This is a genomic window from Pseudomonas sp. D4002 (assembly GCF_013385665.1).
Classification (GTDB): domain Bacteria; phylum Pseudomonadota; class Gammaproteobacteria; order Pseudomonadales; family Pseudomonadaceae; genus Aquipseudomonas.
Map to the genome: position 1 here is coordinate 292,600 of NZ_JACAPN010000012.1, position 19,650 is coordinate 312,249.

At 63.3% G+C, this 19,650-nt stretch carries 14 protein-coding genes; all 14 read right to left on the minus strand.

Annotated features, from left to right (window positions below; translation table 11 throughout):
• Window positions 1-33 precede the first annotated feature (33 nt).
• Complete coding sequence (locus HX824_RS06280) at window positions 34-1,512, minus strand: efflux transporter outer membrane subunit (protein WP_003207503.1); 1,479 nt, start codon at window positions 1,510-1,512, stop codon at window positions 34-36.
• Window positions 1,509-4,616 carry an efflux RND transporter permease subunit gene (locus HX824_RS06285; RefSeq protein ID WP_177054320.1) on the minus strand — a complete coding sequence of 1,036 codons (3,108 nt, stop codon included), beginning with the start codon at window positions 4,614-4,616 and terminating at the stop codon, window positions 1,509-1,511. The genes HX824_RS06280 and HX824_RS06285 overlap by 4 nt, the downstream gene beginning before the upstream one ends.
• Window positions 4,613-7,714, minus strand: a complete 3,102-nt coding sequence (locus HX824_RS06290; protein WP_087692387.1) for an MdtB/MuxB family multidrug efflux RND transporter permease subunit — start codon at window positions 7,712-7,714, stop codon at window positions 4,613-4,615. Before HX824_RS06290 ends, HX824_RS06285 begins: the two co-directional genes overlap by 4 nt.
• Window positions 7,711-9,021: an MdtA/MuxA family multidrug efflux RND transporter periplasmic adaptor subunit gene (locus tag HX824_RS06295; RefSeq protein ID WP_003207498.1), complete on the minus strand. Its 1,311-nt coding sequence runs from the start codon at window positions 9,019-9,021 to the stop codon at window positions 7,711-7,713. Before HX824_RS06295 ends, HX824_RS06290 begins: the two co-directional genes overlap by 4 nt.
• Window positions 9,022-9,251: 230 nt before the next feature.
• The gene (gene tpx / locus HX824_RS06300; protein ID WP_003207496.1) at window positions 9,252-9,752 is read right to left on the minus strand and encodes a thiol peroxidase; all 501 of its coding nucleotides are present in this window, start codon (window positions 9,750-9,752) and stop codon (window positions 9,252-9,254) included.
• 108 nt (window positions 9,753-9,860) lie between these two features.
• On the minus strand, window positions 9,861-12,575 hold the full coding sequence (gene metC, locus HX824_RS06305) for a cystathionine beta-lyase (RefSeq protein WP_177054321.1): 2,715 nt from the start codon (window positions 12,573-12,575) through the stop codon (window positions 9,861-9,863).
• Between the two features lie 25 nt (window positions 12,576-12,600).
• A complete protein-coding gene (locus HX824_RS06310) occupies window positions 12,601-13,248 on the minus strand; it encodes a glutathione S-transferase family protein (protein ID WP_177049666.1) in 648 nt (215 codons plus the stop codon).
• Window positions 13,249-13,383: 135 nt separating this feature from the next.
• A complete protein-coding gene (locus HX824_RS06315) occupies window positions 13,384-13,980 on the minus strand; it encodes a cysteine dioxygenase (protein ID WP_008435185.1) in 597 nt (198 codons plus the stop codon).
• A gap of 16 nt (window positions 13,981-13,996) precedes the next feature.
• Window positions 13,997-14,821, minus strand: coding sequence for an amino acid ABC transporter ATP-binding protein (locus HX824_RS06320; RefSeq protein WP_003207489.1), 825 nt, complete (start codon window positions 14,819-14,821; stop codon window positions 13,997-13,999).
• Window positions 14,808-15,500: an amino acid ABC transporter permease gene (locus tag HX824_RS06325; protein ID WP_003207487.1), complete on the minus strand. Its 693-nt coding sequence runs from the start codon at window positions 15,498-15,500 to the stop codon at window positions 14,808-14,810. The genes HX824_RS06320 and HX824_RS06325 overlap by 14 nt, the downstream gene beginning before the upstream one ends.
• The gene (locus tag HX824_RS06330) at window positions 15,490-16,224 is read right to left on the minus strand and encodes an amino acid ABC transporter permease (protein WP_003207485.1); all 735 of its coding nucleotides are present in this window, start codon (window positions 16,222-16,224) and stop codon (window positions 15,490-15,492) included. Before HX824_RS06330 ends, HX824_RS06325 begins: the two co-directional genes overlap by 11 nt.
• Complete coding sequence (locus tag HX824_RS06335; RefSeq protein ID WP_177054322.1) at window positions 16,221-17,432, minus strand: aminotransferase class I/II-fold pyridoxal phosphate-dependent enzyme; 1,212 nt, start codon at window positions 17,430-17,432, stop codon at window positions 16,221-16,223. The genes HX824_RS06330 and HX824_RS06335 overlap by 4 nt, the downstream gene beginning before the upstream one ends.
• The gene (locus tag HX824_RS06340; RefSeq protein ID WP_177054323.1) at window positions 17,429-18,850 is read right to left on the minus strand and encodes an FAD-binding oxidoreductase; all 1,422 of its coding nucleotides are present in this window, start codon (window positions 18,848-18,850) and stop codon (window positions 17,429-17,431) included. Before HX824_RS06340 ends, HX824_RS06335 begins: the two co-directional genes overlap by 4 nt.
• Window positions 18,843-19,649, minus strand: coding sequence for a transporter substrate-binding domain-containing protein (locus HX824_RS06345; RefSeq protein WP_102605662.1), 807 nt, complete (start codon window positions 19,647-19,649; stop codon window positions 18,843-18,845). The genes HX824_RS06340 and HX824_RS06345 overlap by 8 nt, the downstream gene beginning before the upstream one ends.
• Window position 19,650 lies beyond the last annotated feature (1 nt).

Sequence of the window (19,650 nt, forward strand, 5' to 3'; positions counted from 1 at the left end):
CCACACAAGCCCGTACACCAGCCAGAGCGGGGTTTACTTCTTGTCGCTCAGCTGCATTTGGCCATCCCAACCACCGCCCAGTGCAGCGATCAGTTGCACACTGGCAACCAGCCGGGTTTGCAGCAGGGTCAGCACCGTACGCTCGTTGCTCAGGGCAGTGGCTTGCACGGTGACCACATCGAGATAGGCGATCAACCCGGCCTTGTACTGGTTCTGGGTCAGGCGCAGGGATTCCCGGGCCGCTTCGAGGGCCTCGTTACTCACGACCGCCTCGTCTTCCAGGACCTTGAGCTGGACCATGTAGTTTTCCACCTCGCGGAACCCATCGAGTACGGTCTGGCGGTACTTGGCCACGGTCTCATCGTAGGACGCCTCGGCGCGGTCAACTTCGGCCGAACGCTGGCCCCCGTCGAACAGGGTCATGGCAAGTTTCGGCCCCACCGACCAGAAGCGGTTCGGCAGGCTGATCCAGTCGGCGTAGGTGCTGCTGGAGTAGCCGCCGGCCAGGCTCAGGGTCAGGTCCGGGTAGTAAGCGGTCTTGGCCACGCCGATGTTGGCATTGGCCGCGATCACCGAGCGCTCCGCCTGGGCGATATCCGGGCGGCGCTCCAGCAGTTGCGACGGCAGGCTCACCGGAATCTGCGGCAGCGCCGGAATGTCCTTGCTCACCGCCAGGTTGAAGTTGGCCGGCGGCACACCGATCAGCACGGCAATTGCGTTTTCCAGCTGCGCCCGCTGCCAGATCAGGTCGATCATGCTGGCCTGGGTGCTTTTCAGCTGGGTCTGGGCCTGGGCGATGGCGTCCTTGCCCGAGACACCGGCGCGGTATTGGTTCTGGGTCATCTGCAGGGAGCGCTGGTAGGTGTCCACCGTGGCTTGCAGCAAACGGGTCTGTTCGTCCATGACCCGCAGTTGCAGGTAATCCTGCACCAGTTCCGATTGCTGGCTCAGGCGCATCGCCGCGAGATCCGCCGCGCTGGCTTCGGCGCTGGCTTCATTGGCTTCCAGGCCCCGGCGCAGTTTGCCCCAGATATCGGCTTCCCAGCTCACGCCCAACTGGGTGTTGAGGGTGTCGCGAATACCGCTGCTGGAGCTGCTGAGGCTGGCGTTACTGCTGCCGGTACCCTGGCTGGCCCGGCTTTTCGAGGCACTCAGGTCAACCGTGGGGAAGAACGCCCCACGGGCACTGCGCACCTGCGAGGCAGCCTGGCGATAACGCGCCTCGGCCTGGGCCACGGTCTGGTTGGAGCTGTTGAGTTTTTCTACCAGCTCATTCAGTTGTTTGTCGCCGTACAGCTCCCACCAGGCGCCCCGGGCCAGCGAGTCGCTGGGCGCGGCCTGGCGCCAGCCCTGGGCCTCTTTGTACTGGGCAGGCTCGGTCAATTCGGGGCGTTTGTAGTCCGGGCCGACGGCGCAGGCGCTGAGCATCACGCCGCACAGGGCCAGGCTCAGCAGCTTTGAGCCGCGAGTCATCGCCAGACGTTGCACGGTGGGAAACGTTGAATCGGTCATAGCGCAGTGTCCAGGGCAGCATCGGTACGCACTCCGCGCCAACCGTTGAAACGGTGGCGCAGGCGGTCGAGATAAAGGTAAACCACAGGCGTGGTGTAGAGGGTCAGGATCTGGCTGAACACCAGCCCGCCGATAATCGTCAGGCCCAGGGGCTGGCGCATTTCCGCGCCTTCGGCCGTGCTGAGCAGCAGCGGCACGGCGCCAAGAATCGCCGCCAGCGTGGTCATCAGGATCGGGCGCAGCCGCACCAGGCAGGCGGCGCGGATCGATTCCAGCGGGCTCATGCCGTCCTTGCGTTCCAGTTGCAGCGCAAGGTCGATCATCAGGATCGCGTTTTTCTTCACCACCCCGATCAGCAGGAACAGCCCCAGCAGCGAGATCAGGCTGAACTCGCCCCCCAGCAGGTAAATCGAAAGCAAGGCGCCCACCCCCGCCGACGGCAAGGTCGACAGAATGGTCAGCGGGTGGATATAGCTCTCATACAGAATCCCCAATACCAGGTACACCGCCACCAGTGCACCGAGGATCATGAACGGCTGGCCTTTCTGGGTGGCGGCGAAGGCGTCGGCCGTACCGGCCATCTTCGCGATCACCTCTTCCGGCAGGCCGACCTTGGCAATCGCCCGCTCAATGGCAGCCGTGCCCTGCTCCACCGTGACGCCGGGCGACATATCAAAGGCAATGTTTTCCGAGGCGAACTGGCCTTCATGGCTGACCCGGTCGTCCGCCAGGCTGTTCTCATAGTGAGCGATGGCCGACAGCGGCACGCGCGCACCGGTGGACGTGATCACCTGCATCTGATTGAGGGTGATCGGGTCCTGGGCGTACTTCGGATTGACCTCCATCACCACCTGGTACTGGTTGAGGCTGTCGTAGATGGTGGAAATCTGCCGCTGACTGTAGGCGTTGTTGAGCACGGCAGTGACCATGTCCATGTCAATGCCCAGGCGCTTGGCCTGGTCGCGGTCGACAATCAACGTCACCTGGGCCGCCCCACGTCCTTCACGGGCATCGATGGCGGTCAGCTCCGGCAGCTCACGCAACGCGGCAACCACTTTCGGGTACCACAGGCGCAAGGCCGCCAGGTCACCGCTTTGCAGGATGTAGGAATACTGCGAGGTGGTCTGGTCGCGGCCGCCGCCGAATTGCAGGTCCTGGTCAGCCATCAGCATCAGGCGCCCGCCGGGCACCAGTGGCACATTCTTGCGCATGCGCTCGATCACCGCCTGGGCAGAAATCTTGCGTTCGCTGATGGGCTTGAGCCGCACCAGCATCACCGCGTTGTTGGTGCCGCTGTTGCCGCCAATAAAGCCTGCCACGCTCAACACCGCGGGGTCCTGCAGGACGGCCTTGCGGAAAATTTCCATCTTCGGCTGCATCACACTGAATGACAGCCCGTCGTCGCCACGCACAAAGCCGATCAGTTGCCCGGTGTCCTGCTGGGGCATGAAGGTTTTCGGCACCACCACATACAGCGCGACGTTGACCCCGATGGTCACCAACAGGCTGAGCAGTGTCAGGCGCTTGTGGCGCAGCACCCAGTCCAGGCTGCGGGCGTAGCCTGCCACCATGCGGTCGTTTATCTTCTGGCTCCAGCGCTGCAAGCCTGCCTCCTGGCCTTTGACATGGGGCTTGAGCCAGCGGGCGCAGAGCATCGGGGTCAGGGTCAGCGACACCACCAGCGAGACGATGATCGCCGCTGCCAGGGTGATGGAAAACTCGCGGAACAGGCTGGTAACGATACCGCCCATGAACAGGATCGAGAGGAACACCGCCACCAGCGAGACGTTCATTGACAGCAAGGTGAAGCCGACTTCCTGGGCCCCCAGGTACGCCGCCCTCATCGGCGGCACACCCTCGTCGATGTGCCGGGAAATGTTCTCCAGCACCACGATGGCATCATCCACCACCAGGCCGGTGGCGAGGATCAGCGCCATCAGCGACAGGTTGTTCAGGGAAAAGCCGAACAGGTACATCACTGCAAACGTGCCCACCAGCGACACCGGCACCGCCAGGGTGGGAATCAGCGAGGCGCGGAAGTTGCCGAGGAACAGGTACACCACCAGGATCACCAGGGCCACGGCAATCAGCAGAGTCATCTCGGCTTCGTGCAAGGTGGCGGTGATCACCGGCGAACGGTCCATCGCCAGGTTCAGCTTGACGCTGGACGGCAACACCGCCTGCAAGGCCGGCAGTTGTGCCTTGATCTGCTTCACCGTCTCGATGATGTTGGCGCCGGACTGGCGGTTGATCACCAGCAGCACCGCCGAGTCATTGTTGAAGAAGCCGCTGTTGTAGCGGTCCTCGACGCCGTCGCTGATCTTCGCCACATCCCCCAGGCGCAAGGCCGCGCCATTCTGGTAGCGGATCAGCAGCGGTTCATAGTCCTTGGCCTTTTCCAGCTGATCGTTGGCCTGGATCTGCCAGTTGCGCTGGCTGTCCTCCAGCGAACCCTTGGGCCGGCGCACGTTGGCATTGGCGATGGTATTACGCACATCGTCCAGGGCCACGCCGTACTGGTCGAGGGCCTTGGGTTCCAGTTCGATACGCACGGCGGGCAAGGAGCTGCCGCCGATCTGCACTTCACCCACGCCCGGCACCTGGGACAGGCTCTGGGACAGGATGGTCGAGGCCAGGTCGTACAGCTGGCCCTTGGGCAACACGTCCGAAGTCAGGGACAGCACCATGATGGGCGCCTGGGACGGGTTGATCTTCTTGTAGGTGGGCATGCTGCGCATGCCACTGGGCAGCAGGTTACGCGAGGCGTTGATCGCCGCCTGCACTTCCCGCGCCGCGCCGTTGATGTCGCGATTGGAGTCGAACGCCAGGATCACCCGGGTCGAACCCTGGCTCGACGAACTGCTCATGGTGGTAATGCCGGCAATCGCGCCGAAGGAGCGCTCCAGCGGCGTGGCCACCGTAGACGCCATCACCTCGGGGCTGGCCCCCGGCAAGCTGGCCGACACCACGATCACCGGGAAATCGATCTGCGGCAATGGCGACACCGGCAACAGGTTGAAGCTGACGCCGCCCAGCAGCATGATCGCCAGGCTCAGCAGCATGGTGGCTACCGGCCGGCGAATGAAAGGTCCGGACAGGTTCATGACTCAACCGGCTCCAGGCGCACCGGCTCTTTGCGCCAGCGACGGCCGAGGCGGTCGAAATACAGGTAGATCACCGGGGTGGTAAACAGGGTCAACACCTGGCTCACCAGCAACCCGCCCACCATCACCAGGCCCAGCGGCTGGCGCAACTCGGCGCCCGAGCCGGTGGCGAGCATCAACGGCACGGCACCGAACAGCGCCGCCAGGGTGGTCATCAGGATCGGCCGGAAGCGCAACAGCGCCGCCTGGTAGATCGCGGTTTGCGGGTCCAGGCCCTGGTTGCGCTCAGCGTCGAGGGCAAAGTCGATCATCATGATCGCGTTCTTCTTCACGATGCCGATCAGCAGGATGATGCCGATGATCGCGATCATCCCCAGGTCGTTGCCACTGAGCAGCAAGGCCAGCAAGGCGCCCACCGCTGCCGAGGGCAAGGTCGAGAGGATGGTGATCGGGTGGATGTAGCTCTCGTAGAGCACCCCGAGCACGATGTACATGGTCACCACCGCCGCCAGGATCAGCAGCAAGGTACTCGACAGCGAAGCCTCGAATGCCTGGGCCGCGCCCTGGAACTGGGTCTGCACGCCCACCGGCATGCCGATGTCTTTCTGGGTCTGGTTGATCAGGTCGACGCCCTTGCCCAGCGCCACGCCGGGGGCCAGGTTGAACGACATCATCACCGCCGGGAACTGACCGATATGCGCGATTGCCAACTGGGCCTGGCGCTGTTCCACATGGGCCAGGCTCGACAGCCGCACCTGGCCGCCGTCGGTGGTTTTCACATGGATCTGGTTCAGGGCGTCCGGGCCGAGGGTTTCACCGGACTGGGCCTGCAATACCACGCGGTACTGGCTGGCCTGGGTGTAGATGGTGGATATCTGCCGCTGGCCGAACGCGTCGTACAGCGCGTCGGTGATGGTCGACACCGACACACCAAGGCGCGATGCGGCGTCACGGTCGATCACCAGGTACACCTGCAAGCCCTTGTCCTGCAGGTCGCTGGCGACGTCGGAGAGTTCCGGCAACTGGCTGAGGGCGTGTACCAGCTTTTCACTCCACAAGGCCAGCAGCTCGGCGTCCGGCGAGGACATGCTGAACTGGTACTGGGTACGGCTGACGCGGTCTTCGATGGTCAGGTCCTGCACCGGCTGCATGAACAGGCGAATCCCCACCAGCTTGTCCAGTTGCGGCTGCAGGCGCGTGATGATCTGCGCCGCGCTCAGGTCCCGTTCGCCGTGGGGCTTGAGGTTGATCAGCAGGCGACCACTGTTGAGGGTGGCGTTATCACCGTCTACCCCGATATAGGACGACAGGCTCTCCACCGCCGGGTCTTCGAGGATGATCTTCGCCAGTTCCTGCTGGCGCTGGCTCATCGCCGCAAAGGAAATCGACTGTGGCGCTTCGGAAATGCCCTGGATCACGCCGGTGTCCTGCACCGGGAAGAAGCCCTTGGGCACTACCATGTACAACACCACGGTCAGGCCCAGGGTGGCGATGGCCACCAGCAGGGTCAGCGGCTGATGCCTGAGCACCCACTGCAACTTGCGCCCGTAGGCCTCGATCAGCCAGTCGATCCAGGCGCCGCTGGCCTTGTAGAAACGGCCCTGCTCGTCCTCTTTCGGCTCACGCTTGAGCAACCGCGCGCACATCATCGGCGTCAGGGTCAGGGACACCACCAGGGAAATCAGGATCGCCACCGCCAGGGTGATCGCGAATTCACGGAACAAGCGCCCCACCACGTCCGCCATGAACAGCAGCGGGATCAATACCGCGATCAGCGACAGGGTCAGGGAAATCAGGGTGAAGCCGATCTGCTTGGCGCCCTTGAGCGCCGCATTGAGCGGTGTATCGCCTTCCTCGATGTAGCGGGAAATGTTCTCCAGCATCACGATGGCGTCGTCCACCACAAAACCGGTGGCGATGGTCAGCGCCATCAGCGTCAGGTTGTTGATGGAGAAACCGGCGAGGTACATCACGCCGAAGGTGCCCACCAGGGACAGCGGCACGGCGATGGACGGAATAATGGTCGCGCTGAAGCGGCGCAGGAACAGGAACGTCACCATCACCACCAGGGCAATGGCGATCAGCAATTCGTGTTGTACATCCTTGACCGAGGCCCGGATGGTCTGGGTACGGTCGGTAAGCACCGTCACGTCCAGGCCCGCCGGCAGGTTGTCGGTGATGCTTGGCAACAGCGCCTTGATCCGGTCCACCACCTCGATGACGTTGGCCCCGGGCTGGCGTTGGATGTTCAGCAGGACCGCCTGGTTTTCGTTGGCCCAGGCCGCGAGGCGTTCGTTCTCGGCGCCGTCGACGATCTGCGCCACATCCTTGAGCCGCAACGGCGCGCCGTTGTTGTAGGCGAGGATCAGTTCGGCGTATTCCTTGGGCGAGACCAACTGGTCGTTGGCGTCGAGCATCGACACCCGCGTGGGGCCGTCAAAGTTACCCTTGGGCTGGTTGACGTTGGAGGCGGCGATCAGGGTGCGCACGTCCGACAGGTTCAGGCCGTTGGCCGCCAGGGCCTCGGGGTTGACCTTGATCCGCACCGCCTGGCGCTGGCCGCCGGCGATGCTGACCATGCCGACGCCGCTGATCTGCGCGATCTTCTGCGCCATGCGCGTGTCGACCAGGTCATTGAGCTTGGGCAGCAACATGGTCTTGGAGGTGATGGCCAGGGTCAGCACCGGGGTATCCGCCGGGTTGACCTTGTTGTACACCGGCGGCGCCGGCAGGTCCTTGGGCAGCAGGTTGGTGGCGGCGTTGATCGCGGCCTGCACCTGTTGCTCGGCGACATCCATGTTGATGTCGAGGTTGAAACGCAGGGTCAGCACCGAGGCGCCGCCGGAGCTGGTGGACGCCATTTGGGTCAGGCCGGGCATCTGCCCGAACTGACGCTCAAGGGGCGCCGTGACCGCGCTGGTCATTACGTCCGGACTGGCGCCGGGGTACAGGGTCATCACCCGGATGGTCGGGTAATCCACCTGGGGCAAGGCCGAGACCGGCAGCAGGCGATAAGCGATCACGCCAGCCAGGACAATGGCCAGCATGCTCAGGGTAGTGGCTACCGGGCGAAGGATGAACAGCCGCGAGAGGTTCATGCGCCGCCCTTTTGCGCCTTGGCGGCATCAGCCGGGCCTTGTTGCGTCTTGGCTGCCGGTTGACCCTGGAGGTGTTCGGTCGGCGTGGTCGGCACTTCAGTGCTGTCGTTGACCACTTCAATGTCACTGCCGTCCTTCAGGCGGTCGGTGCCTTCCAGCACCACGCGGTCGCCGGCGGCCAGGCCTTGCTTGACCACGGTGTTGTCGCCGTCGGAATCACCGATCACCAGCGGACGCACCTTGACCTTCTTGTCGCCATCGAGAACGTAGACGAAGGTGCCGGTATTGCCGAACTGAATCGCCGCCGACGGCGCCAGTACCACGTTGTGCAGGGTGTCGGCCAGCAGGTGCACGTTCACGAACTGGTTGGGGAACAGCGCCTGGTCCTTGTTATCGAACCGCGCCTTGAATTTCAGGGTGCCGGTGGTGACGTCGATCTGGTTATCGAGGCTCTGCAGCACCCCCGTGGCTTTCACCGCGACATCGCCACGGTCCCAGGCTTCCACCGGCAGCTTGTTGCCGGCGTGATAACGCGCCAGCACGGTTTCCAGGGTGTTTTCCGGCAACGTGAAGACCACGCTGATGGGTTGGGTCTGGGTGATCACCGCCAGGAAGGTGGTGTCGTTGGCGGCGACGAGGTTGCCCACGTCTACCTGGCGCAGGCCGACACGACCGGTGATCGGGGCGCGGATCTTGGTGAATTCGAGGTTGAGCTTGGCGTCATCCACCGCGCCCTGGTTGGTCTTGACCGTGCCCTGGTACTGCAACACCAGTGCTTCGGCGGTGTCCAGGGTCTGCTTGGCGATACTGTCCTGGGCATACAGGTCGCGATAACGCTGCACGTCGACCTGGGCGTTTTTCAGCTGGGCCTGGTTCTGCAGCAACGTGCCCTGGGCCTGGAGCAAGGCATTCTGGTAACTGCGCGGGTCGATTTCCGCCAGCAGGTCACCGGCCTTGACCATCTGCCCCTCTTCAAAGGCGATCTTGACCAGCTCTCCGCCAACCCGGCTGCGCACATTGATGGTGTTGAGTGCCGTCACCGTACCCAGCGCCTTGTAGTACACCGGGAATTCGCCCAGCACCGCCGGCGCCACACGCACCGGCACCGGGCCAGTAGAACCCCCAAAGCCCGGGCGCATCATCCCCGACTTGCCGGCATGCCCGGCGGGCTTCTTCTCGGCGCTGTCCTTGTGGCTGGTGCCAGGCCAGAACTTCCAGCACAGGCCGGCAATGACCAGCAGCACGAGCAGGCCGAACAGCCAGCGGCGGGAGTGACGAGGGGTGGATTGCATGGAGTGATCAACCATTGGGTGCGAGAGCTTCTTCTTCGGGAGGCTGAAAGATAAGCACTGGGGCGCGTTAAGAAAAGCGCCTTTACCGGCTATTTACCTTGGATTACAACTTTTAACTTCTGTGCTTAGTCCATTCGCTATCTGGCTAAGCATCTGAAGCACAAATAAAAACGGCCTGGACTAGGCCAGGCCGTAATACTGCATCACGCGTGTTACTGCAAAACGACAGTAATGCGTAGTAACAGTTACTTCAAAACAGCCAGGGCTGCCTCGTAGTTCGGCTCTTGGCCGATTTCGCTGACCAGTTCGCTGTGCAGCACGTTGTCGTTCTCGTCCAGTACCACGACGGCACGGGCGGTCAGGCCTTTGAGCGGGCCATCAGCAATCGCAACACCGTAGTCGACAGCAAAGGCTGCCTCACGGAAGTCCGACAGGTTCTTCACGTTTTCCAGGCCTTCGGCACCGCAGAAACGCGCCTGGGCAAATGGCAGGTCGGTGGAGATGCACAACACTACGGTGTTGTTCACGTCGTTGACCTGAGCGTTGAACTTGCGAACCGAAGTGGCGCAGGTCGGGGTATCAACGCTTGGGAAAATGTTCAGCACTTTGCGCTTGCCGGCGAAAGTCGCCAGGGTCGCGTCAGACAGGTCGCCGGCAGTCAGGGTGAAGTCTGGCGCCTTGGCGCCGACTTTCGGCAAATCGCCTTCGACCTGGACAGGGTTGCCTCGGAGGGTAACTTGAGCCATGAACGGAATCCTTCTAGTGGTGGTAGTGAAACGAATTTCAGGTGCCGAAGTTAAACACAAAGTTCGATGGGCACCTATGGGCGGACGCAAATTGTCATGGTGCGAGGCTCAACGCCCCGCCGCCACGAACCCGCGCTGCAGGTCCTCGATCAACGCCTCCACATCCTCCAGCCCCACATGCAGGCGCACCACCGGGTTCAATCCACGGTCGGCGGCGCTCTGGCGATCCTGTGTATCGGCCAGGGTCACCAGGCTTTCAAAGCCGCCCCAGGATGCGCCCAGGCCAAACAGCTGCAGGCCGTCGATAAACCGTTCGACGTAGCCGGCATCCGCGCGGTCGAGTTCGAAGGACAGCAAACCGTTGCTCCCGCTGAAGTCACGCTTCCACAGCGCGTGGCCAGGATGCTCCGCCAGTGCCGGATGAAACACCCGCCTGACCTGCGGCTGCGCCTGCAACCACTGGGCAATCTTCAACGCCTGGCGCTCGTGCACGTCCAGCCGGGAAGCCAGGGTGCGTGCGCCACGCAGGATCAGGTAGGCATCGTCGGCACTCACTGCATTGCCAAAGGTATCGCTCATTTTCGCCAGGGCCGGCCATGCCGCTTCGGTGGTGCAGACGCTGCCCATCATCACGTCACTGTGGCCGCCAAGGTACTTGGTCAAGGCCATGATCGAGATGTCGGCACCCAGCGCCAGCGGTCGGTACAGGTACGCCGAGCCCCAGGTGTTGTCCACCGCCAACAGAATGCCCCGCGGCTTGCACAGTGCGGCTAGCGCGGGCAGGTCACACAGCTCATACAGCAGCGAACCCGGCACTTCGGCGTAGACCATTTTGGTGTTGGCCTGCAGTTGCGCTTCCAGGCCGCTGCCGTCCGGGGCGAAATAGCTGACTTCGATGCCGAATGGCTGGAGGAACTCCCGGGCCAGTTTGCGCACCGGCGAATAGACGGCGTCGGTGATCAACACATGGTCGCCGGGCCGCAGGTAGGCCAGGAACGTCTGCGCCGCGGCGGCGAGCCCGGTGCCATACAGCCGTGTGCGATAGCCACCCTCAAGTTCGGTGACCAGGTCTTCAAGGGCAAAAGCGGTGGGATTGCCGCGTGCGCCGTAACTCAGGACCCGCTCACTGTCGCGTCGGGAGCGGGCGTCACGCATCTGGGCCAGGTTGTCGAACAGCACGGTGCTCAGGCGGGTGATCGGTACGTTCACCGCCCGACCACCATTGCCGCCTTCGGTACGCGCCGCGTGAATCAGCCGGGTACGCACCCGTGACGCGGGCAACAACGGCTTGAGACTGGCGATTTCCGCTTCGCTCATCTGTGCCAACAGGCCAATTTCCCAGGCGAGATATTGGCGGGCAGCGTCCTTGTTGCCGCTGTGGCGGTCGTGGGTGAAGAACAGGAAGTCGATGCACTGGTTGTCCGGAGGCGTTTGCGCATCCTCGATCACCGGCAAACCGGCCGCAACCCACGCGGCATAACCGCCGTCGAGCAAACGCACATCGCCGCCCAAGCCCAACGCAGCAAAAGCGGCCAGCGCCGGATCATCAGCCAACAGCACCAGTGGACGCCCACCCGCGGTCAACCGCGAACGAATCGACCAGCGCGAACCGACAATCCGGCCCTTGCGATGGATCATGCTCGGGCGCAGGTCCACCAGGTCCACGGTGTCGTCCTTCAGCGCATCGGCCAGCGCCTGCACCGAGATCAGCGGTAGCGCGTCAAAGGGCACGGCCTCCTTGGCCTCCAGCGCCAATCCACTGTGGACGCCACCCTCGAGCACATACGCCTCATGCCCCAACTGCCGCAGCCAACTGGCGACAATCGGCGCACGCACACCATCACTGTCCAGCAGCACCACCCGTGCCTGACGCACGCCGATGTACAGGTCGGTGGACTGGATCAATTGCCCGCCCGGCGTGTGTTGCGCCCCCGGCAAACTGCCGGCGGCAAATTCTTCAGCGGTACGCACATCGCACAGGAACAGGCTACGGGCCGGGTCCGTTGCCCATTGGCGAACCTGCTCCGCCTTGACACTGACTACCCCTGCCCGCTCCGCCAATTGCCGGGCAGCCGCGCGCTGTCGGGCCAGATCCGTCGAGACCTGATCGGCATAACGGCGGGTACTGCCATGCTCCAGTTTGAAATCCGCCAGGTACCAACCCTGGGTACCGTTTTCCAATGCATAAACCGGGTTCTTCACACCCAGATTGATCAACGTCTGGGCACCGATAATGCTGCGGGTACGCCCGGCGCAGTTGACCACGATCGGCGTGGTTTCATCCGGCACCAGGTCGTGCACGCGGTAGCCCAGCTCACCATTGGGGCAGCAGATGGAACCGGGAATGGTCATCTTGCGGTATTCATCGAACGGCCGACCGTCCAGCACCACCAGCGGCTCGCCCGTGGCCTGCCAGTCCGCCAGTTGCTGCGCGGTGACGTGGGGCGTGTGGCTGGCCTCTTCCACCAATTCGCCAAAGGCTTTCGACGGCACATGCACCCCGGCGAACAACTGCAAACCCGCCGCCTGCCAAGCGTTCGCACCACCTTCCAGCACATGCACATGGCGGTAGCCCAGCGCTTGTAAACGCAGTGCCGTGCGCGCAGCCACATCGCCGCCGTCCTGGTCGTAGATCACCAGGCGCACCCGGGGATTCGGTGCCAGGCGCTGCACCTCCAGTTCCAGGCGGCTATAGGGCAGGTTCACCCCGTGAAACAGGTGGGCCTCGCCGTATTGGCCGTGCTCGCGTACGTCGAACAGGGCGATTTCCTGGCCGTCAAACAGCCATTGTTGCAATTGCCCGGGTGTGATGGTCTGGCTCATGGAAGTCCCGCAAAAAATAGATGGGTTACTGCAAGGCCAGCGAACGCTCGCCGGCGGCCACTTCACGGCCCTTGGCATAGGCCCGCTGGACTGCCGGGCGCGCCTTGATGCGCAGACGCCAGGCCTGGATGTTCGGGTAGTCCGCCAGGTCCTGGCCTTGGCGCAGGGGCTGGATCCACGGGAAGATCGCCATGTCGGCCACCGAGTATTCGCCCGCCACATACGGCACCTCCGCCAGGCGCTGCTCCAGCACCCGATACAGGCGCGTGGCTTCGGCGTTCAGCAGGTCCAGGGCAAAGGGAATCGGTTCCGGGGCCTTCTCCTTGAACAGCTGCAACTGGCTCAGGTACGGGGTGATATGCCCTACCTGCCAGAACAGCCATTCCTGGACCTTCTGGCGCTCGGCGCTGCCGGCGGGCGGCAGGAAGCGCCCGGCCTTGTCCGCCAGGTAGTTCAGGATCGCCCCGGACTCGAACAGGCTCAGGGGTGCTTCAAGGCGGTGGTCGACAATCGCCGGAATCCGCCCATTCGCACTGATGCGCTGGAAGCTTTCCTGCTTCTGCGCGCCTTCGCGGATGTTGACCGGAATCAGGCGGTACTCCGCCTCCAGCTCTTCCAGCAGGATGCCGACTTTCAGGCCGTTGCCCGTAGGCCAGTAATACAGATCAATCATAAAAAACCCTGGATGAACGCGGATCCAATTGTGGGAGCGGGCTTGCTCGCGAATGCGGTGGGTCAGAAACGCATTCATTGGCTGACACACCCCATTCGCGAGCAAGCCCGCTCCCACATTTGATGTGTGTTGTGCTCAGGAATAGGCCCGGATTGAAGGCGCCATCTGCGAGGCGTTGTAGTTGAGGATCCGGCCGTCTGCTTCAACGCCGTAACGGCCATTGAGGGATTCCAGCGGCAAGCCGTACAGGTGGAAATGCAAGGTCGCCTGCTCACCCTCAACGCGAATCCCGTGCAGGTCTTCACCGAGGAACGAGATAGAGGTGCCCGGCTGCACGACGACTTCTTTCTCAAGGGTCAGGGTGGTGAAGCCTTCCTCACGCCCTTCATCGTTGCGGCCATACACGTAGTTGATTTCCTGGCCTTCAACGGCACTGATGATCGCCCAGGTTTCGTGGTTGTGCGGGAGGGTGCTTTTGCCCGGCAGCAACGAGTTCAGGTACAGGGTGGGCGTGTCGCCGTCGTCGTTCAGGCGATAGCGGAACGCGGTACTGCCCTGGCCCGGCACCGGCGCGGGGAATTCGCTGAAGTTGAACAGGTCCCGGCGCTCGGCCAGGGTTTCCAGCAGCCCGACGATTTCCACCAGGGCCGCGCGGTCTACGCCACGCTGGTTGATGACGCGGATCTGCTGCAGGAAGTCTTCGATAACGGCGGCACGGTTTGCGGTACTCATGACGAGGTTCCTCTTGTTAGACGGACAGGGTGTAGCGGCTCAGGTTGGTCAACAGGTACGGATCATTGGCGATCGGCGGCCGACGGCCGGGATCACCCAAGGCATGGCGCAGGAATTCCTGGGTCCGTTCACTGGTGGGGCGCTGGAAGATCTGCTCGGCGCTGCCGTGCTCGACGATCACGCCGTTTTCGGTGAAATAGACGATGTCGCTGATCTCTTCGGCAAAGCGCATTTCGTGGGTCACCAGCACGCAGGTCATGCCTTCTTCGGTCAGCTCGCGAATCACCGTCAGTACTTCACCGACGGTTTCCGGGTCCAGGGCCGAGGTCACTTCATCGAACAGGATCAGCTCGGGGCGCATCGCCAACGCCCGGGCAATCGCCACCCGCTGCTGTTGGCCGCCGGACAATTGGCCCGGATAGGCATCGGCCTTGTGCTCCATGCGCACCTTGGCCAACAACGCCCGGGCATCTTTCTCGGCATCGGCACGGTTACGACCGAGCACCTTGCGCGGGGCGATCACCAGGTTTTCCAGCACGGACAAATGCGGGAACAGGTTGTATTGCTGGAATACAAAACCCACACGCTTGCGCAACTCGATGCGCTGGGCTTCCTGGGTCAGCGTATCGACCCGGGTTTCGCCCACGCGAATGGTGCCGCGCTGAGGCTGCAACAGGCCGGTGATGCAACGCAGGATGGTCGACTTGCCCGAGCCCGACGGGCCGATGATCGACACCGCCTGGCCGCGATGCACGTCGAGGTCGATGCCCTTGAGCACCCGGTTGTCACCGAACGACAGCTGCAAATCCCGCAGGCTGACCAGGGGTTCAATAGAAGGCATAACGGCGCTCCAGGCGTTGGGTCAAACGGGAAATCGGGTAGCAGTAGGCGAAGAACAGGACCAACAGGCTGAGGTAGATCACCACGGTAAAGCCGGTCATGTTCACGGTGTTGCTGGCGATCTGTGCGGTGTCGATCACGTCGTGCACGCCCACCAGCGACGCCAGGGCGGTGCCCATGGTGACCACCGCGTAGAGGTTCATCCACGGCGGCAACATGCGCTTGAAGCACTGGGGCAGGATGATCGAGCTGAATATCTGGCCGCGGGTGAATGCCAGTGAGCGCGCCGCTTCCCATTGGGTGCTGGGGATCGAGCCGATGGCGCCGCGAAAGATCTCCGCCACGTTGGCGCTGGCCGGCAATGCCAGGCCAATCGTCACCTTGACCCAGTCCGGGAACGACACGTAGCTGCTGCCGATATGGATCTCGAACGGGAACACGTAGGTGGTGAAATAGATCAGCACCAGCCACGGTGCATTGCGGAAAACCTGCACCCAGATCCGCGCGGGCAACCGCAGCAGGCGCAGGGGTGACAGGGCCAACGCGCCCACCATCAGGCCCAGCAGCGAACCAAGACCAATCGCCACCAGGCTGATCAGGATGTTCTGGCCGAAACCAGTCACCAGCGCCGGCGACCATTGCAGCAACGCCGACAGCACCGGGAATGAATCAATGGCCATAGCCGGGCATCCTCAGGCGCGCTTCCAGCCAGCGCCCCACACAATTGACGGTAAAACTCAGCAAGCCGAAAAAGCTCAGGATCAGAATCATCAGCTCCAGCACGTTATCGCTCTGGGTCCAGATCATGATCGAGGCGTAAGTGATGTCGCCCACGGCGATGGCCGAGGCCACGGCGGTCATTTTCACCAGGTCGATCAGGTTGTTGATCAGCGACGGCAGCGCGAAGCGCAGGGCCAACGGCAACTGCACATTCCACAGCAATTGCCGACTGCTGAACGCCAGGGAGCTGGCGGCTTCCAGGGTCACGGCGGGCACCGCTTCGATGCCGGCGCGCAGGGCTTCGGCGTGGAACGCGCCCTTGTGCAGCGAAATCACGATCACCACCCAGGCAAACGGCGTCAGCGGGTTGGCCGCGCCGACGGCCTGGGTCAGCAGCATGTTCAACACCAGGAATGCGCAGTACAGCTGCACCAGGGTCGGCGTGTTGCGGGTGACTTCGATAAACACCCGCGCCGGTTTGGCCAGCCACGGGTTGCCGGAAGTCAGCAGCGCTGCCAGGCTGATCCCGGCCAGCAGGCTGCCGACGATGGTGAACAGGCACAACAGCACCGTGGTCAGCGCGCCCTGCTCCAGGGTGCCGCGCTGATAGGCATCCAGCAGGAAGCTGTAGTTGAGGCCGATACCGGCGGCCCAGTGCACAAAAAGCTCCAGCCAATGACTCATTCGACGCCCCGCAGCTTGCCGCAGGCGACAGCGATACGGCGGCCGGCCTCGGCCACGCTGTCGGTCGCCGTGGCGATGGACAGGCGAAACCACGGCGACAGGCCGTAGGCACTGCCCGCTACTCCGGCGACGCCCTCCTCCAGCAAGTACGCGACGACATCGCCATCATCGTCCAGGCGCTGACCGTCCGGGCGATAGCGACCAAGCAACCCGGCGCAACGCACGAACACGAAAAAGCCGCCCTGGGGTTCGAGTACTTCCAGGCCCTCGACGGTGCCGAGGGCCATCATCAACAGGTCCCGGCGCAGTTGATAGGCCGCTACCTGCTCGGCCAAAAAGCCCAGCCCGCCGGTGAATGCAGCCAATGCAGCGGCCTGGCCCACGGAGGAAGCACCGGAGGTGGATTGCGACTGAACAACCGCCATTGCATGGGTCAAGGCCTGCGGCCCGGCGCCGAAACCGATGCGCCAGCCGGTCATGGCGTAGGTCTTGGACACGCCGCCCACCAGCAGGCAACGGTCCTGCAAATCCGGCGCGACGTTCAGCAGGCTCTGGGCCGGGCGCCCGTCGAAGCGGATGTGTTCGTAGAGTTCATCCAGCAGCACCAGCACCTGGGGATGGCGACGCAGCACCTCGGCCAGCGCGTGCAGTTCAGCCTCGCTATACACCGCACCGCTCGGGTTGCCCGGGCCGTTAAGGATCAGCCAGCGGGTGCGTTGATTGATGTGTTGCTCCAGCTGGGCGGGCAGCAGTTTGCAGCCCTGCTCCAGCCCGCACTCGATAAAAACCGGCTCGCCACCGTTGAAGCGCACGCTGTCGGGGAACGACGGCCAGTAAGGCGTCGGCACCAGCACTTGATCGCCATCGTCGAGGGTTGCGGCGAAGGCGTTGAAGATGATTTGTTTCGCGCCGTTGGCGATCACGATATTCGGCAGCGAATAGTCCAGGTGGTTTTCTTCGGCCAGTTTTCGCTGCACGGCCACGCGCAAGGCTTTTACCCCGGGTGTCGGCGTGTACTTGGTGGCGCCCGCAGCAATGGCTGCGCAGGCGGCTTGCTTGATGTGCTCCGGGGTATCGAAATCCGGCTCGCCGGTGGTCAGGTCCAGGATGTCGCGGCCGGCGTCACGCAGTTCCGTGGCGCGGGATTTGGCCGCCGCATTGGCCGACAGCGACACGCGCTGCACCCGCTTGGACAAGCGAACGGTCATGGCTGTACCTCCAGGACTTTGCCGGGATTGAGCAGGTTTTTCGGGTCGAGGGCCTGCTTGATGCGGCGCATCAGGTCCAGTTCCACCGGGCTTTTGTAGCGGCCCAGCAGGCCGACCTTGCGCTGGCCAATCCCGTGTTCGGCGCTGATGGAGCCGCCGTGGGCATGGGCGCCGTCGTGTACCAGCAAGCTCAATTCGGCGTAGTTGCGCATGTGCTCGTCGACCGTTGAATCCAGCGGATGGGCCACGTTGTAATGCAGGTTGCCGTCCCCCAGGTGCCCGAACGTGAAGTTGCGAACACCGGGGAAATGCGTCTGCAACAGCGCATCGGTATGGGCGACGAAGGCGACGATTTGCGAAATGGGCACCGAGATATCGTGCTTCATATTGCGTCCGGCACGCTTCTGCGCTTCGCTCATGTTCTCCCGCAGCAGCCATAGCGCTTCGCTTTGCGCCAGGCTTTCGGCGATCAGTGCGTCGGCCAGCAGTGACTGTTCGAAGGCTTCACCGAGGACCGTTTCGAAGGCTTCGCGGGCGTGGGTTTCACCTTGGTTATCCGACAGCTCCAGCAAGGCAAACCAGGGTTGGCTGGCGTTGAGAAACGGTTGCGGGCCCTCGGGAAATTGCTCGCGCAACAACGCCAGGCAATCGGCGCTGAGCAATTCGAATGCAGTGAGGTTTGCACCAAAACCGGCGCGGGCATGGGACAGGAACGCCACCGCCTGGGCCAACTCGTCAAACGCCAGCAGCGCTGTCGCCTGGGCCTTGGGCAGCGGGAACAGCTTCAGGGTCGCAGCGGTGATAATCCCGAGGGTACCTTCGCTGCCCACGTACAAATCCCGCAGGTCGTAGCCGGTGTTGTCCTTGCGCAACCCTCGCAGGCCATTCCAGATTTCGCCTTCGGCGGTCACCACTTCCAGGCCCAGGGTCAACTCGCGGGTGTTGCCATAACGCAGCACGGCGGTGCCGCCTGCATTGGTGCCAAGGTTGCCGCCGATGGTGCAACTGCCTTCGGCGCCCAGACTCAATGGAAACAGGCGATCGGCTTCACGGGCCACGTCCTGGATGTTTTGCAGGATGCAGCCGGCTTCGACGGTCAGGGTGTCGTTGTCGGAATCGATCACGCGCACCCGGTTCATGCGGTCGAGCAGCAACAATACCGCGCGGCCGCTGGCATCCGGTGTGGCACCCGCCATCAGGCCGGTGTTGCCGCCCTGGACCACGATGGGCGCTTCCAGGGCGACACACGCACGCACCACGGCGGCCACTTCCTCGGTGTTGGCCGGGTGCACCACGGCGATCACCTGGCCGGTGTAGCGGCCCTGTTTGTCGGTCAGGTACTGGGCGGCATCTTCACTGCGCTGCACATGGGCGGCGCCGAGCAGTTGTTGCAGGGTGGCGAATAGCGCTTCACTCATGGCTGTACTGCTCGTGCAGATCACGCAGGGCTTGGGACGGAGCCATGCCGGTACGTTCGCCGAGGGCGATCAACCAGCCGCTGCGATGCCAGTCGCGCACGATGGCGTCGAGCCTGGCCTGGGTGTCGTGTTCGCCTTTGCGGATCCAGATCACGGATTTGGACGGGATCAAATCCCCCGGCAACGGGATCTCGTAGCCGGACCATTCGGCATCGCCGAGTAGCGCGTGCATGGTCGGGCTGACGTGCACCGCCGCCACGCAGCCATTGCCGCGCAACGACAGCAAAGATTCGGACTGACTGCGGAACGCCTTGATCTGCGCGCCGTAGGTTTCCTGCAACGGCTTGATGAAGTTGCTGCCCTGGGACACGCACACCGGCTTGCCCTTGAGGTCGGCCCACTGGGTGATGCCGGCGCCTTTGCGGATCAACGCCGCGCCGCCGACCTCTTCATAGGGCGTGGGCACGTAGTCGAGAATCTCGGCGCGTTCGTCGGTGTACTGCATGTTGGCGATCAGCACGTCGACCTTGCCCTGTTGCAGGAACTGCACGCGGTTGGGCGCCAGTACCGAAACGGTCCTGGTCTCCACACCCAGCGCCTGGCCCAGGCCCTTGGCCAGTTCGACGTTGTAGCCCAGGTGTTCGCCGGTCTTGGGGTCGATGGTGCCAAACGGCGGACCGCTGAGGATCACGCCGACGCTGATGGCGTGGCGTTGCTGGATCTTGTCGAGGGTGGCGTCGGCGTGGACCAGGCTGGCGCACAGTGCCAGGCCCAAGGCAGTCAGGGTTCTCAATGTCATG

Coding starts and splice junctions, on each gene's coding strand:
- metC (WP_177054321.1), bottom strand. CDS start 12,575: ATGAGCCAGACCATCACACCCGGGCAATTGCAACAATGGCTGTTTGAC.
- HX824_RS06295 (WP_003207498.1), bottom strand. CDS start 9,021: ATGGTTGATCACTCCATGCAATCCACCCCTCGTCACTCCCGCCGCTGG.
- HX824_RS06285 (WP_177054320.1), bottom strand. CDS start 4,616: ATGAACCTGTCCGGACCTTTCATTCGCCGGCCGGTAGCCACCATGCTG.
- HX824_RS06330 (WP_003207485.1), bottom strand. CDS start 16,224: ATGAGTCATTGGCTGGAGCTTTTTGTGCACTGGGCCGCCGGTATCGGC.
- HX824_RS06335 (WP_177054322.1), bottom strand. CDS start 17,432: ATGACCGTTCGCTTGTCCAAGCGGGTGCAGCGCGTGTCGCTGTCGGCC.
- HX824_RS06280 (WP_003207503.1), bottom strand. CDS start 1,512: ATGACCGATTCAACGTTTCCCACCGTGCAACGTCTGGCGATGACTCGC.
- HX824_RS06320 (WP_003207489.1), bottom strand. CDS start 14,821: ATGCCTTCTATTGAACCCCTGGTCAGCCTGCGGGATTTGCAGCTGTCG.
- HX824_RS06290 (WP_087692387.1), bottom strand. CDS start 7,714: ATGAACCTCTCGCGGCTGTTCATCCTTCGCCCGGTAGCCACTACCCTG.
- tpx (WP_003207496.1), bottom strand. CDS start 9,752: ATGGCTCAAGTTACCCTCCGAGGCAACCCTGTCCAGGTCGAAGGCGAT.
- HX824_RS06340 (WP_177054323.1), bottom strand. CDS start 18,850: ATGAGTGAAGCGCTATTCGCCACCCTGCAACAACTGCTCGGCGCCGCC.
- HX824_RS06310 (WP_177049666.1), bottom strand. CDS start 13,248: ATGATTGATCTGTATTACTGGCCTACGGGCAACGGCCTGAAAGTCGGC.
- HX824_RS06315 (WP_008435185.1), bottom strand. CDS start 13,980: ATGAGTACCGCAAACCGTGCCGCCGTTATCGAAGACTTCCTGCAGCAG.
- HX824_RS06325 (WP_003207487.1), bottom strand. CDS start 15,500: ATGGCCATTGATTCATTCCCGGTGCTGTCGGCGTTGCTGCAATGGTCG.
- HX824_RS06345 (WP_102605662.1), bottom strand. CDS start 19,649: ATGACATTGAGAACCCTGACTGCCTTGGGCCTGGCACTGTGCGCCAGC.